Source organism: Streptomyces sp. GL_140, assembly GCF_057834465.1.
Window position 1 is genome coordinate 3711903 of record NZ_CM174404.1, and the last position, 13519, is coordinate 3725421.

A 13519-nucleotide genomic window follows, 5' to 3' on the forward strand; every position below is an offset into this window, starting at 1 on the left:
CATGACCACTCCGAGTGACGCTCCGACCGAGAACTCGATGCGCCGCGCGCTCCGCCGCGCCCGCGACGGCGTCGCGCTCGACGCGACCGAGGCGGCCGTACTCCTGCAGGCGCGCGGCCAGGACCTGAGGGACCTCGCCGCCTCCGCCGCCCGGGTGCGGGACTCCGGACTCGAAGCCGCCGGCCGCCCCGGCGTCATCACGTACTCGCGCAAGGTCTTCATCCCCCTCACCCGGCTCTGCCGCGACAAGTGCCACTACTGCACCTTCGTCACCGTCCCGGGCAAGCTCCGCCGCGACGGCCACGGGATGTACCTCTCCCCCGACGAGGTCCTCGACATCGCCCGCAAGGGCGCGGCGATGGGCTGCAAGGAAGCCCTGTTCACGCTCGGGGACCGGCCCGAGGACCGCTGGCCCGAGGCCCGCGAGTGGCTCGACGCGCACGGCTACGACGACACCCTCGCCTACGTGCGCGCCATGGCCATCCGCGTCCTGGAGGAGACGGGCCTGCTCCCCCACCTCAACCCCGGCGTGCTGTCCTGGTCGGATCTCCAGCGCCTCAAGCCCGTGGCCCCGTCCATGGGGATGATGCTGGAGACCACCGCCACCCGCCTGTGGTCCGAGCCCGGCGGCCCGCACCACGGCTCCCCCGACAAGGAGCCGGCGGTCCGGCTGCGCGTCCTGGAGGACGCGGGCCGCTCCAACGTCCCCTTCACCACCGGGGTGCTGATCGGCATCGGCGAGTCCTACGAGGAGCGCGCGGACGCCTTCTTCGAGCTGCGCCGGATCCAGCGCAGCTACCACGGCATCCAGGAAGTCATCGTCCAGAACTTCCGCGCCAAGCCGGACACGGCCATGCGCGCGATGCCCGATGCCGAGCTGGAGGAGCTGGCGGCGGCCATCGCGGTGGCCCGCCACCTCCTCGGCCCCTCGGCCCGCATCCAGGCTCCGCCGAACCTCGTGGACTCCGAGTACGCGCTGATCGTCGGCGCCGGCATCGACGACTGGGGCGGGGTCTCCCCGCTCACCCCCGACCACGTGAACCCCGAGCGCCCCTGGCCGCACATCGAGGAACTGGCCGCGCGGACCGCCGCCGCCGGGTTCGAGCTGCGCGAACGCCTGACGATCTACCCGGAGTTCCTGCGCCGAGGCGAGCCCTGGCTGGACCCCCGGCTGCTGCCGCACGTGCGCGCGCTGGCCGACGGGGAGACGGGCCTGGCGGACGAGTCCGCGACCGTGCAGGGCCGGCCCTGGCAGGAACCGGACGAGGGGTTCACCGCGTACGGGCGCACCGACCTGCACACCACCATCGACACGCAGGGCCGTACCGGCGACCGCCGCGAGGACTTCGACGAGGTCTACGGCGACTGGGAGGCCCTGCGCGAGGCCGCTGCGCCCGGGATGGTGCCGCAGCGCATCGACACGGACGTACGGGAGGCGCTGGCGCAGGCCGCCGACGATCCGACGAAGCTCACCGACGACCAGGCCCTGGCCCTGCTGCACGCGGACGGCCCGGCGCTGGACGCGCTCTGCAAGGTCGCCGACGACCTGCGCAAATCGGTGGTCGGCGAGGACGTCACCTACATCGTCACGCGCAACATCAACTTCACCAACGTCTGCTACACCGGCTGCCGTTTCTGCGCCTTCGCGCAGCGCCGCACGGACGCGGACGCGTACACCCTCTCCCTCGACCAGGTCGCGGACCGGGCCGCGCAGGCCTGGGACGTGGGCGCGGTGGAGGTGTGCATGCAGGGCGGCATCCACCCGGACCTGCCCGGGACGGCCTACTTCGACATCGCGCGCGCGGTCAAGGAGCGGGTGCCCGGCATGCACGTGCACGCCTTCTCCCCGATGGAGGTGGTCAACGGCGCCACGCGCACCGGGATGTCGGTACGGGACTGGCTGACGGCGGCCAAGGAGGCCGGCCTGGACTCCATTCCGGGCACGGCGGCGGAGATCCTGGACGACGAGGTCCGCTGGGTGCTGACCAAGGGCAAGCTGCCGACGGCCGACTGGATCGACGTGGTCTCGACGGCGCACGAGCTGGGCATCCGGTCCTCCTCGACCATGATGTACGGGCACGTGGACCAGCCCCGGCACTGGCTGGGCCACTTCCGCACGCTGGCCGGCATGCAGCGGGCGGCGCGGGAGAAGGGCGTGGAGGGCTTCACGGAGTTCGTGACGCTCCCGTTCATCCACACCAACGCACCCGTGTACCTGGCGGGCATCGCCCGCCCCGGCCCGACCGTGCGCGACAACCGGGCGGTCACTGCGATGGCCCGGATCCTCCTGCACCCGCACATCACCAACATCCAGACCAGCTGGGTGAAGCTGGGCTCGGAGGGCGCGGCCGAGATGCTGCGCTCGGGCGCCAACGACCTGGGCGGGACGCTGATGGAGGAGACCATCTCGCGGATGGCGGGCTCCAGTTACGGCTCGTACAAGTCGGTGCGGGACCTGATCGCAGTCGCCGAGGCGGCCGGCCGGCCCGCGAAGGCCCGTACGACGCTCTACCGGGAGGTCCCGCAGGAGCGGCAGGACGCGGCACGCGCCTCGGACGGACACCTGCCGGAGCTGCTGCCGGTCCTGGACTGAGGCGCGTGCGTGAGCCCGGCCGGGGAACTCACCGGCCGGGCTCACGCGTTCACGGGTCGGGCTCAGCCGACCAGCAGGTCCTTCTTCAGCTGCTTCAGCTCGCGGGCGTCGATGCCCAGACCGGTCTTGAGGTAGTTGTCGAAGGTGCCGTACTTGGCCTTGACCTCGTCGTACCCGGCGTTGAGGTACTCGGGGCGGACGTCGAGCATCGGCTTGTAGACGGCTGCCTGGGCGGCCGGCAGGTGCGAGAGGATCGCGTCGTTGGCGGCCTTGCGGTAGTCGTTGCTGGCCAGGTAGTCGGCCATCACGGTCTCGTTCGGCACGCCGAGGGCGGTCAGCAGGGAGGCGTTGGCCCAGCCGGTGCGGTCCTTGCCCGCGGTGCAGTGGAAGAGGACGGCGCGGTCGCGGTCTCGCTCCATGCCCTCGAAGACCTGGGTATAGGCCTTCTTGCCGCCCTCGCCGGAGACCATGGCCTTCTCGGCGTCGACCATGGCCTTGACGGCCTCGTCGGGCGACTTCGGCATGGCCTGGAAGGACCCGGAGCCCGCGAAGACGTCGGCGACGACGTACTTGGCGCCCGCCGGGACCTTGTCGGCGTCCTTGGTGCGCTCGCTCTCCATGCGGAGGTCGAAGATCGTCTTGACCCGCAGGCGCTGGAGCTTGGCGAGGTCGTTGTCGGTCAGCTTGTTGAGGGCGTCGGAGCGGTAGATCTCGCCCATCTTGACCCACTGGCCGTTGGTGGTGCGGTAGCCGCCCGCGTCACGGAAGTTGGCGGTGCCCTCCAGCTTGATCAGCCGGTCGGCCAGGCGCAGTCCCTCGCCGCGCTGGGGCTTGAAGTCGAACCACTGACGGTCGGCGGCGGGCAGCCCCGTGACCACGGCCTGACCCTGGGCGCCGCCCTTGGCGACGACCTTGCCGTTCGCCTTGATCTCGACGCGCTTGGTGCCCTTGGCGCTCCACTTCAGCGTGTACGAACCGTCGGCGCCCGCGGTGACGGTGGCCTCGGTGAAGGGGACGGAGGAGTTGCCGTGGTGCTGCCCGGCCCAGGGGAGGTCCCACCCGGAGGCGGCGTTGGCGGCGGGGGCCGCGACCAGGGCGGCGGTGAGCGTGGAGGCGACGACGGTCGCGGCGAGCAGTGCCTTCTTCATGTCCATGAGGCTGTTGGCCCACGGATAACGCAACGTGAACACGGCATGGCCGAGACCGACCGACCACAAGGCGAGTGGCAAAACGTGCCACCAGCCCGTCTCGCCGCCGGTCGCACCGCCGGCGCGACCCGAAGGTGATCTGAAGACGGCCTGGCCGTCCAGTCGGATTCCGGCCGTTGTGGGCGCACATACGGGCCGCATGACCGACTACTTCCGGATCCGATCAAGCCTGTCCACTACAGTGCGCGCCAGAGCATGCGCGGGCAGGCCAGGGGGATCGATGGACACGGCGACGGACACGTCCGGGGAACAGCAGAGCCTGGCCGGTGAGGCGGCCGAGCCGCTCACGGCCATGCCCGGACCCCCCTCGGAGACCCCCTCTCCGGCGCCGATCCCACCGCGCAGCGCCGCCCCCGCCCCCGGCGCCTCCGTCACCGCCGCGCTGTGGGGCCGCGCCGAGCAGCAGGACTTCCGCAGCCGCGTCCGCGGCGCCCTCCTGGGCTCCGCCCTGGGCGACGCACTCGGAGCACCCGCGGCCGGACTCTCCCTCGATGCCATCCGGGAGGCCTACGGCCCGGCCGGCCTCACCGAGCCCGCGCCGACCCCTGCCTCCGCCCCCGGCCACGGCCCCGACGACGGCCGCCCCGGCAGGGTCACCGCCGCCACCCAGCTCGCCCTGTTCACCGTGGACGGGCTGATAAGGGCCCACGTGCGCCGGGACACCGGCGCCTGGCACCCGCCGACCGACGTCCACCGCGCGTACCTGCGCTGGGCGGCCACCCAGCACGACTGGGGTCCCGACGAGCGCCGCAAGGACAACGGCTGGCTCGCGCAGGAGGAATGGCTCTACGCCCGCCGCGCCCCCGACCGCTCCTGCCTCACCGGATTCGCCGACGGGGTCCTCGGAACCCTGGAACAGCCCAAGAACCCCGCCGCCCGGGACGCGGCCGCCGCGGCCCGCTCCGCACCCTTCGGGCTGCTGGTCGGCTGGGAACCGTCCCTCGTCCTCCAGCTCTCCGTCGAATGCGCCGCGCAGAGCCACGGGCACCCCACCGCATACCTCTCCGCCGGGGCCCTCGCCGTCATCGTCCACGGCCTGACCCGCGGCGAATCCCTCGACACCGCCGTCCAGCGCGCCCTCGGCCTGCTCGGCACCCGCCCCGGCCACCAGGCCGTCACCGACGCCCTGCAGCGCGCGGTGGGGGCCGTCACCCTCGGCGCCCCGTCGCCGATGACCGTCGAGGCCCTGTCCACCGGTGACGGGCACGGCGCCGAGGACGCCCTCGCGGTCGCCGTGTACTGCGCCCTGGTCGCCGAGAACCTGGCACACGGCCTGCGCCTCGCCGTGAACCACGGCGGGGCCTCCACCGCCACGGGCGCCCTGTGCGGTGCCCTGCTCGGCGCCCAGCACGGCGAGACCGCCCTCCCGGCGGCCTGGCTCGCGGAGCTCGAAGGCCGCGCCACCATCCTGGAACTCGCCGACGACTTCGCCCTGGAGATGACCCAGGGCCCCGCCCTGCACGGCCCGGCACTCTCCTCCCCGGGCTGGCTGGCGCGCTACCCGCGGGGGTGACGGCCGGCCCCGCCATGGCCGACGCACGCCCCTGCCCTCCGCACGCGCGAGGCCGTACCTTGGCCGTCCCACGTCACGGAGGTGTCAGCACACATGCGGATCGCCACGACCGTCTTCCTCACCGATCGCACCATCTCTCCCGTACGTCTCGCCCGCGCCCTCGAAGAGCGCGGCTTCTCCGGCCTCTACCTCCCGGAGCACACCCACATCCCGGTCAGCCGCGCCACGGCCGCGCCCATGGGCGGCGAACTCCCCGAGATGTACGGGCGCACGCTGGACCCCTTCGTGGCCCTGGGCCAGGCCTCCGCCGTGACCGAGCGGCTCCAGCTCGGCACCGGCATCACCCTCGTCGCCCAGCACGACCCCATCGGCCTCGCGAAGCAGGTCGCGACCCTCGACCACCTGTCCGGCGGCCGCGTCACCCTCGGCATCGGCTACGGCTGGAACGTCGAGGAGGCCGCCGACCACGGGGTCGAGTGGCGCACCCGTCGCGAACTGGTCCGCGACCGCATGGCGCTGATGCGCGCCCTGTGGGCCCCCGAACCCACGGCGTACGTGGGCCAGTTCTCCTCGGTCCAGGCCAGCTCGGCCCACCCCAAGCCGGTCCAGTCCCCGCGCGAACTCGCCCCGGGCGCCCCCCTGTACGGCCCCCGCACCCTGATCGGCGGCCAGGCCGGCCCGAAGCTCTTCGCCGCGATCGCCGACCACACCGACGGCTGGCTCCCGATCGGCGGCGGCGGCCTGACGGAATCCATGCCCGCCCTGCGCCAGGTCTGGGAGGCGGCGGGCCGCGACCCCAAGTCCCTCCAGGTGGTCCCGTACGCCGTCCAGCCCACCCCGGGCAAGATGACCCACTACGCGGACCTGGGCATCGAGGAGGTCGTCCTCCAGCTCCCCTCGGAGACCGAACCGGAGATCCTCCGCGTCCTGGACGACTTCGCGCAGTACCTCTGACGACGACACTCGGGATTTGTCAAGTCCCGAATATCAGGGGCATGACGCACTGCGCTCCAGCGGGCCTAATTGAGGTATCGGATCACACAGAGCAAGCGATCCGACGTCCTTCCTTCTTTCTCCTTTCCCGCTGGAGGCGAATTCAAATGACTTATTCATCCCTCACACGGCGCCTCGCCGTCCTCACGGCCTCGGCCGGTCTAGCCGCAGCAGGCGCACTACTGCCCTCCAACGCCTTCGCCGCACCGGCGGTAGCGCCCACCAGCACCATCAGCACGATGGCCCCCAGTCATGACGGGCACCACCATCACGACTACGACTGGGACTACTGCTACTACAGCTGGGACTACTGCTACAGCTACCACCACCATCACCACCATCACCACAACCACTGACACTAATACAAAAGACAACAATTGAATTCACGGTCCGGGCTGGGTGGCAAATCCATCCAACCCGGACCACCAAATGCACACGCCCCGAGCGCCACCCAGAGAAACTCAGTGGCTACGGGGCTGCCCGCCCCCCGAGAATCCCCCCATGCCGGGACAGCGCAAGCGCAAACGCAGCAGGGAACGGGCCCACCGACGGCTGGCGGACACGCCGGGCCGCTGGGAACCGCTCTTCTCCACGGAGAACCACGCGGAACTGAAGGCACACGTCCTCCGCCTGCAGGCCGAGGGCGCCGTCACCGACCTGAACCGGCTGCGGATAGACATGTTCTGCGGGCGCCTGGTCGCCCCCACCACCTACCGGGTCAGCCTCTTCGTCCCGGAGGCCACGGCATGACCCACAAGCCCGACAGCACCATCGACTGGACCGGCTGGTGGGAGAGCCTCCCCGAGGACATCCACCGCCAGGTCGACGGGTACGTCCTCCAGGGCCGCCGGATGTACGCGGTCCACACGCTCTGGCAGGCCGGCCGCGCACACGGCCTGGGCCTGAACGCAGCCCAGGAACTCGTCCAAACCCGCTACGAGGCCTTCGGCGACCGCGTGAGGGACGCCCCCAGGGACCGTCGAAGCCACACACCCACCCGCAGCCCGACCCCACCCCCGACCCCACCCCCGATCACCCTCACACTCCCCCCACCACCCCCGACACGTCGTACCCCGCCAGGCGCTCCGGGTCCGTGATGACGTCGATGGCCACCACGCAGCCGCCCGTGACCGTGAACGCCATGACCGACATCAGCTTGCCCTTGACGATCACCACCACACCCGCCGCGCCGTTGATGAGCGCGGGGACCACGAACGGGGCCATGCTGCGGTAGCCGGCGGCCTGGGAGGCCACGGACTGGGCGCCGTTGAGGACGACCGTCCGGCGGGTTTGTCCGAGGCGGCCGTCGGCGCGCAGGACGACGTCCGGGTGGAGGATGGCGACCAGGGCGCCGAAGTCCCCCTCGCGCGTGGCCGCGAAGAAGGCGTTGACGGCCTCCCGCTGGCGGGTGAGGTCGGGGTCCGGAGCCGTGGCCTGGCCCTGGACCCTGCGGCGGGCCCGGCTGGCGAGCTGGCGGGTGGCCACGGGGGTCTTGTCGATCATCGGGGCGATCTCGTCGAAGGGCACGGCGAACATGTCGTGCAGGACGAACGCCAGGCGCTCCGCCGGTGCGAGGGATTCGAGTACGACCAGGAGCGCGAGGCCGACCGAGTCGGCCAGCATGACCTCCTGCTCGGGGTCGATGGCGTCCTCGCGCGCGATGACCGGGTCGGGCATCCGGATGTCGAGGGGATCCTCGCGCCGCGTCTCGCGCGAGCGCAGCACATTCAGGCACAGGCGGGCCACGACGGTCGTCAGCCAGCCGCCGAGGTTCTCCACCTCACCGACGTCGGTGCGGCTCAGGCGCAGCCAACCCTCCTGGACCGCGTCCTCGGCCTCGCCGAGGGAGCCGAGCATGCGGTAGGCGACGGCCCGCAGGTGCGATCGGTGCTCCTCGAACCGGGCAGCCAGAAGATCTTGGTCGTCCACTGTCACGTTCCTTCCTCCCCAAGGGTCAAGGAAGTAGATCACCGATCGCACGCACGCGAACGAATATCCGAACGGATGAGGGAGCAGTCATGACCACGCCGGCCACCCCGACCACCCCCAACACCCCCACCACCCCCACCACCCCGATCCTCGTCACCGGCGGCACCGGCACCCTCGGCAGCCAGGTCGTCCCCCTCCTGCGCCGGGCCGGCCACCAGGTGCGGGTGCTCACCCGCCACGCCCGTGAGTCCGAGCCGGGCATCGAGTACGTGGCCTGCGACCTGCGCGAAGAGGAAGGGATCGCCCCCGCCCTGGAGGGCGTGGAGGTGGTCCTGCACCTCGCGGGCGCAGCGAAGGGCGACGACGTCGCGACCGGGAACCTGGCGCGGGCCGCCGCGCGGGCGGGTGTCCGCCACCTCGTGTACATCTCGGTCGTCGCGGCGGACCGGCTGCCCATCGGGTACTTCAAGGCGAAGTACGGCGCCGAACTGGCAGTGGCCGAGTCGGGGGTGCCGTGGACGACGCTGCGCGCCGCCCAGTTCCACGAGTTCGTCCTGACCGCCGTGTCGACGATGGCCAAGCTGCCCGTCGTCCCCGTCCCGGGCGGTCTGCGGTTCCAGCCCGTCGACTCCCGCGACGTGGCCGCGCGCCTCGTCGAGCTGGCCCTCGGCGCGCCGCAGGGCCGCGTGCCCGACCTCGTCGGGCCCGAGGTCTTCGCGTTGGGCGACCTGAGCCGCGAGCACCTCAGGGCCGCGGGCAAGCGCCGCCCCAGGCTCCCCGTACGCATTCCGGGCAAGGTCGGCCGCGCCTACCGCGCCGCCGACAACCTCACCCTCGAAGGTGCCCTGGTCGCCAAGCGGACCTGGGAGGACTTCCTCGCGGAACGGGCCGCCGAAGCCGCCTAGGCCCGGCTCCACTCCGCCACCCCGCCCAGTCCGCCCACCCCGCCCACTCCGCCCTACCCCCAGGGCTTCCCCTTGGGGAGGCAGCCCAGTTCGTGCAGGCGGGTCTCGGTGTCCTTGAGGTCCTTCAGGGCCAGGCCGAGGCCCTCCCAGGCTTCGTCCTCCGACTGGACCGCCGTGCCCGCCGGAACGTCCTGGAGGCTCAGACCCGAGTGCACCAGGATCGCGGTCGTGGCCGCGTCGATCCGGTCGAGCGCGCCCCACCAGGCCTTCTGTGCCTGCGCGTCGGGGACGGGACCGTGGGCGCGGGCGGCCTTGAGGTCCTTGGACACGTCCGCGAAGTCGATGAACACCGCGTGCTCCTCGTGGGCGCCGTGGACGTGCCGCGTCGAGGTGATCAGGCTGTTGAGCAGGTCGACGCCGCCGGTCCCGTACCACTGGATCACGGCGCTGCCGGTGCTCGTGGGTTCCGGCGTCGCCGGGGCGCTCGGCGCGGGTTTGAAGCTCACGTGCGTCTTCGGCGCGGAGGATTCGGGCTGGGCGGAACAGCCGGTGAGGAAGGCCGTGACGGCGCTGACAGCCACCGTCGCGGCACATAAACGAAGTAGGCGGGCGTGCATGAATCCCCCTGTTTCAACCGGTCGTTCAGACCTTCAGGCCTTACGGAAACCAGGCCCGCACGCCCCCAGTCTCAGTCCTTGCGCCCCGTCGCCGCCACCGTGACGCCGAGACCGATCATCGCCAGTCCGCCCGCGCCGCCGACCATGGCCAGTCGTCGCGGCGAGCGCGCGAACCAGCCGCGGGCGGTCGCGGCTACCAGGCCCCAGGTGCTGTCGCAGACCACAGCGATGGCGTTGAAGACCAGCCCCAGGAGGAGCATCTGCGCCGTGACGTGCCCCTTGTCGCGCTCCACGAACTGCGGGAGGACCGCGGCGAAGAACACGATGGTCTTGGGGTTGGCCACCCCGACGGCGAACCCCTCCCACAGCGACCGCCAGGTCCCGTACGAGGCCCCCTCCCCGCCGAACTCGGCCCGCAGGGAGTGGCGTGCGCGGAACGCCTTGAAGCCCAGGTAGACCAGGTACGCGGCGCCCGCGAGCTTCAGCGCGGTGAAGACGAGGAGGGAACGTTCCACCACCGCGCCCACCCCGAAGGCCACGGCGACGACCAGCACGTACGCCCCGGCGGTATTGCCCGCCACCGTGGTCAGGACGGCCCGGCGCCCCTGGGACAGTGCCCGTCCGATGACGAAGAGCACGCTGGGCCCGGGGATCACGATGAGCAGCAGCGACATGGCGGCGAAGGCGAGCAAGCGGTCAGTGGACACCATCCACCCATGGTCCCCGCGCCCCGACGGGTACGGAAACCCATTTTCGCGCGGGGGACCACCCGCCCGCCCCGCGCCGCCCCCGCGAGGCCTCAGCGCCAGAACTGCGCCAGGGCCGCCTCCTTGTACGGGGCCGGGCTCACGGCCAGGTCGCCCGCGAAGGGGCGGTCGAGCGCCATCACCAGCAGCAGGCTGAAGCCGATCAGTCCGGCCACCGCCGAGACGAACAGCAGCTGCATCCTCAGGCTCCGCAGGCCGAAGAGGAAGGTGAGCGGGAGGATCACCAGCGCGCCGCCGTAGACGAGCACTTGGAGCAGCATCGGCAGCGAGGACTCGGCCATCGTCACCCGCGCCCGGCGCTGCGCCGCGACGTCGTTCAGGCGGCCGGCGGCCTCCCCGTAGAAGGTCTCGCTCCGAGGACCGGCGGGCTCGAAGGACTGCAGGGCCGTGTACAGGGCGTGCGTCTGCTCGGCAGTGGCCTCGTAGCTGGGCCGCCCCTCGCGCATGAGGGGCCACTGGATTTCGACGACGGCATGGACGTAGTCGCCCACCGCGCGGTCCATGCGGTCGCGGTCGGCCGACGGGAAGGCATCGGCGCTGCGGACCACCAGGGCCAGGTCGGTGGCCTCGGTGGCGACGATGGTCTGGGTGTTCTCCAGCTGGGTCCACAGGGTGACGACGACGAAGGCCAGGATGATGCCGTAGATCGCGCCGAACATGCCGAGGGCGACTCCGACCATCTCGTTGTGCTCGCCGCCCGCCAGGTGCGGGAAGCGGCGGCGGGCGGCCAGGCTGCCGAGGATCGCGAGGGAGACGAAGCCGCCGACGAGGACGACGCCGAGCAGAAAGGTGCTGAGGTGATTGAGCAGCCAGAGGATCATGAGCTGATCAACGACCGCACCGCCCGGACGGCCCTCCCGTAGATCAGCGCGAACCCCCGGCCGGGGCGGCCGGAGCCCCGTCCGACTCCAGCCCCGGACGGCCTCGGGCCCCGTTCCGCCTCGGGCCCCGTCCCGCCTCAGGCCCCGCGCACCTTCGGGGCCTTCGGCAGCCCGGCGGTGATCGCCGTACCGGCTCCGGAGAGCGAGGCGTCGGTCGCCTTCGAGGCGGTCCCGGCGGCCGTGGCGGTGACCTCCACCGCCGTCTTCGCGTCCTTCACGGCGCCCCCGGGGTGGTCCACGATGTCGCTGACGCGCTGGGTGATCGGGGGCCCCTGGATGTCGGGCTCGTCGGCGGCGTACGCGACGGCGGGAGTCAGGGCCAGGGCCGCTCCCCCGGTCAGGACCAGAGCGGCAAGGCTGCGCTTGATGGCGTTCATGCCCGACCCAACGACCCCGCCGCGTCCCGGTCACCGCCTCCGCCGCGGGGATGACACGGCGGGGGTGCGTGGAGCGTCCGGTGTCAGTCCTCGACCACCAGGGCCGGGGTGGACTTCGTGAGGACCTCGCCGCGGAAGAAGGCCGGGTTGCGGCGTTCGGTGACGAACATGACGACCACGCCGAGGGCGAGGAGGCCGACGCCGATGACGAAGACGCTGCCGACGCCGAGGCCGGGGATGGTGGAGCCGGAGCCGTAGGCCGGGTTCCAGGCGTCGTAGAGGGTCTTGAAGAAGACCGAGGCCAGGAGCAGGCCGCCCAGGACGGGGAAGACGCCCTTGAAGAACAGGTCGCGGGTGGACTTGCGCAGGTCGCCGCGGAAGAACCAGGCGCAGGCGAAGGCCGTCAGCGAGTAGTAGAAGCAGATCATCAGGCCGAGCGCGAAGATCGTGTCGGTCAGGACGTTCTCGCTGACCAGGGTCATCACGGTGTAGAAGGCTCCGGTGGCGACGCCCGCCATGACGGTGGCCCGGCCGGGGGTCTTGAACTTCGGGTGGACCTTCGCGTACGAGGGCGGCAGCGCCTCGTAGGTGGACATGGCCAGGACGGTGCGCGCCACCGGGATGAAGGTGGTCTGCAGGGAGGCCGTGGCCGAGGCGAGGACGGCGACGAAGAGCAGGATGCCGAGCATCGGGCCCATCACGGGGCCGGCGAGGGCGGCGAAGACGTTGCCGGAGGTCTCCGGGTTGCCGAGGCCGAAGCCGGCCGTGCCGGAGCCGACGGCCATCTGGGCGGCGATGCCGGTGGCCAGGTAGGAGCCGACGAGGACGACCATCGCGATGAGCGAGGCGCGGCCGGGGGTCTTGGCGGAGCCGGTGGTCTCCTCGTTGGTGGCGAGGCAGGCGTCCCAGCCCCAGTACATGAAGATCGACAGCGAGAGTCCGGCGGTGAAGGCCGCCATCGACTCGACCGCGAAGGGGTTCATCCACTGCCAGGAGAAGTCCAGGCCGGTGTCGAAGGTGCCCGCCGAGGCCTTCTGGAAGGCCATGGTGACGAAGATGGCGAGGACGGCGAGCTGGAGGCCGACCAGGGTGTACTGGACGCCCTTGGTGGCCGTCATGCCGCGGTAGCTGATGGCGGTCGCGGCCGCGATGAGGGTGAGGCAGGTGGCGATGTGGACGAGCTTGTTGTCGTCCAGGGCGGAGATCGCCGGGTTGCTCGTGATCTCGCCGGCCAGCAGCCAGAAGTAGGAGGTGGCGACGCCGGCCAGGTTGGAGAGCACGATGATCGTGGCGATCACCAGGCCCCAGCCGCACATCCAGCCGATCCGCGGGCCGAAGGCCTTCACGGTCCAGGTGAAGGAGGTGCCGCAGTCCGGCACGGCCTTGTTGAGCTCGCGGTACGCGAAGGCGACCAGCAGCATCGGCAGGAAGCCGGCCAGGAAGACGGCCGGCATCTGGACGCCGACCTCGCCGGCGGTGGAGCCCAGCGTCGAGGTCAGGCAGTAGACGGGGGCGACGGTGGAGATGCCGATGACGGCGCTTCCCACCAGGCCGACGGAGCCCTTGCCGAGCCCCTTGCCGCGGACGTCGCCCTCGGGGGTCCCGCCGCCTACCGTGTCTCCGACCTCGGGCCGAACGTCCAGCTGTGTCATGAGTCAGGACGTTAGATGCTGCGGTTTCCACATCCGGAGGACCTAAGTCCGAATATCCACAACCCGGATGACCTTCACATCTTG

General features: G+C 71.5%; 14 protein-coding genes. 7 read left to right on the top strand and 7 right to left on the bottom strand.

All coding sequences use genetic code 11. The features are described 5' to 3' along the window. The first annotated feature begins 1 nt into the window (after position 1). Positions 2-2593, top strand: a complete 2592-nt coding sequence (locus AC3IYJ_RS17175) for a bifunctional FO biosynthesis protein CofGH (RefSeq protein WP_489402166.1) — start codon at positions 2-4, stop codon at positions 2591-2593. 62 nt (positions 2594-2655) lie between these two features. Here AC3IYJ_RS17175 and AC3IYJ_RS17180 read toward each other — a convergent pair whose 3' ends face one another. After that, positions 2656-3741: a tyrosine-protein phosphatase gene (locus AC3IYJ_RS17180; protein WP_489402167.1), complete on the bottom strand. Its 1086-nt coding sequence runs from the start codon at positions 3739-3741 to the stop codon at positions 2656-2658. Positions 3742-4021: 280 nt separating this feature from the next. Between AC3IYJ_RS17180 and AC3IYJ_RS17185 the strand changes: the two genes are divergently transcribed. From AC3IYJ_RS17185 to AC3IYJ_RS17205, 5 genes are all read left to right on the top strand, one after another. Continuing rightward, positions 4022-5314 carry an ADP-ribosylglycohydrolase family protein gene (locus AC3IYJ_RS17185; RefSeq protein WP_489402168.1) on the top strand — a complete coding sequence of 431 codons (1293 nt, stop codon included), beginning with the start codon at positions 4022-4024 and terminating at the stop codon, positions 5312-5314. 93 nt (positions 5315-5407) lie between these two features. Further along, a complete protein-coding gene (locus tag AC3IYJ_RS17190; protein ID WP_489402169.1) occupies positions 5408-6268 on the top strand; it encodes a TIGR03619 family F420-dependent LLM class oxidoreductase in 861 nt (286 codons plus the stop codon). A 146-nt stretch (positions 6269-6414) separates the two neighbouring features. Next, entirely contained in the window at positions 6415-6663 is a 249-nt protein-coding gene (locus tag AC3IYJ_RS17195) for a hypothetical protein (RefSeq protein ID WP_489402170.1), read from the top strand. Positions 6664-6808: 145 nt separating this feature from the next. Beyond that, on the top strand, positions 6809-7057 hold the full coding sequence (locus tag AC3IYJ_RS17200; protein ID WP_489402171.1) for a hypothetical protein: 249 nt from the start codon (positions 6809-6811) through the stop codon (positions 7055-7057). Continuing rightward, entirely contained in the window at positions 7054-7404 is a 351-nt protein-coding gene (locus AC3IYJ_RS17205) for a hypothetical protein (protein WP_489402172.1), read from the top strand. The genes AC3IYJ_RS17200 and AC3IYJ_RS17205 overlap by 4 nt, the downstream gene beginning before the upstream one ends. Here the strand turns inward: AC3IYJ_RS17205 and AC3IYJ_RS17210 are convergent. After that, the gene (locus AC3IYJ_RS17210) at positions 7346-8236 is read right to left on the bottom strand and encodes a sigma-70 family RNA polymerase sigma factor (RefSeq protein WP_489402841.1); all 891 of its coding nucleotides are present in this window, start codon (positions 8234-8236) and stop codon (positions 7346-7348) included. The two genes, AC3IYJ_RS17205 and AC3IYJ_RS17210, sit on opposite strands and share 59 nt — an antisense overlap. Positions 8237-8325: 89 nt before the next feature. On the opposite strand from AC3IYJ_RS17210, the gene AC3IYJ_RS17215 reads away from it, so the two are divergent. Then, complete coding sequence (locus AC3IYJ_RS17215) at positions 8326-9141, top strand: SDR family oxidoreductase (protein ID WP_489402173.1); 816 nt, start codon at positions 8326-8328, stop codon at positions 9139-9141. Positions 9142-9194: 53 nt separating this feature from the next. Here AC3IYJ_RS17215 and AC3IYJ_RS17220 read toward each other — a convergent pair whose 3' ends face one another. The 5 genes from AC3IYJ_RS17220 to AC3IYJ_RS17240 form a co-directional block, all read right to left on the bottom strand. Continuing rightward, the gene (locus AC3IYJ_RS17220) at positions 9195-9722 is read right to left on the bottom strand and encodes a hypothetical protein (RefSeq protein WP_489402174.1); all 528 of its coding nucleotides are present in this window, start codon (positions 9720-9722) and stop codon (positions 9195-9197) included. A gap of 107 nt (positions 9723-9829) precedes the next feature. Beyond that, on the bottom strand, positions 9830-10468 hold the full coding sequence (locus AC3IYJ_RS17225; RefSeq protein ID WP_489402175.1) for a LysE family translocator: 639 nt from the start codon (positions 10466-10468) through the stop codon (positions 9830-9832). Positions 10469-10557: 89 nt separating this feature from the next. Further along, positions 10558-11346, bottom strand: coding sequence for a bestrophin-like domain (locus tag AC3IYJ_RS17230; RefSeq protein ID WP_489402176.1), 789 nt, complete (start codon positions 11344-11346; stop codon positions 10558-10560). Positions 11347-11483: 137 nt separating this feature from the next. Then, positions 11484-11783 (bottom strand): hypothetical protein, encoded by a 300-nt coding sequence (locus AC3IYJ_RS17235; RefSeq protein WP_489402177.1) that lies wholly within the window; start codon positions 11781-11783, stop codon positions 11484-11486. Between the two features lie 83 nt (positions 11784-11866). Beyond that, complete coding sequence (locus AC3IYJ_RS17240) at positions 11867-13435, bottom strand: APC family permease (RefSeq protein WP_489402178.1); 1569 nt, start codon at positions 13433-13435, stop codon at positions 11867-11869. Between the last annotated feature and the right edge of the window lie 84 nt (positions 13436-13519).

Bases quoted from the DNA above. Each gene is read 5' to 3' on its own strand.
- AC3IYJ_RS17185 (WP_489402168.1), top strand. From the start codon at position 4,022: ATGGACACGGCGACGGACACGTCCGGGGAACAGCAGAGCCTGGCCGGT.
- AC3IYJ_RS17190 (WP_489402169.1), top strand. From the start codon at position 5,408: ATGCGGATCGCCACGACCGTCTTCCTCACCGATCGCACCATCTCTCCC.
- AC3IYJ_RS17240 (WP_489402178.1), bottom strand. From the start codon at position 13,435: ATGACACAGCTGGACGTTCGGCCCGAGGTCGGAGACACGGTAGGCGGC.
- AC3IYJ_RS17225 (WP_489402175.1), bottom strand. From the start codon at position 10,468: ATGGTGTCCACTGACCGCTTGCTCGCCTTCGCCGCCATGTCGCTGCTG.
- AC3IYJ_RS17230 (WP_489402176.1), bottom strand. From the start codon at position 11,346: ATGATCCTCTGGCTGCTCAATCACCTCAGCACCTTTCTGCTCGGCGTC.
- AC3IYJ_RS17175 (WP_489402166.1), top strand. From the start codon at position 2: ATGACCACTCCGAGTGACGCTCCGACCGAGAACTCGATGCGCCGCGCG.
- AC3IYJ_RS17235 (WP_489402177.1), bottom strand. From the start codon at position 11,783: ATGAACGCCATCAAGCGCAGCCTTGCCGCTCTGGTCCTGACCGGGGGA.
- AC3IYJ_RS17205 (WP_489402172.1), top strand. From the start codon at position 7,054: ATGACCCACAAGCCCGACAGCACCATCGACTGGACCGGCTGGTGGGAG.
- AC3IYJ_RS17200 (WP_489402171.1), top strand. From the start codon at position 6,809: ATGCCGGGACAGCGCAAGCGCAAACGCAGCAGGGAACGGGCCCACCGA.
- AC3IYJ_RS17195 (WP_489402170.1), top strand. From the start codon at position 6,415: ATGACTTATTCATCCCTCACACGGCGCCTCGCCGTCCTCACGGCCTCG.
- AC3IYJ_RS17215 (WP_489402173.1), top strand. From the start codon at position 8,326: ATGACCACGCCGGCCACCCCGACCACCCCCAACACCCCCACCACCCCC.
- AC3IYJ_RS17180 (WP_489402167.1), bottom strand. From the start codon at position 3,741: ATGAAGAAGGCACTGCTCGCCGCGACCGTCGTCGCCTCCACGCTCACC.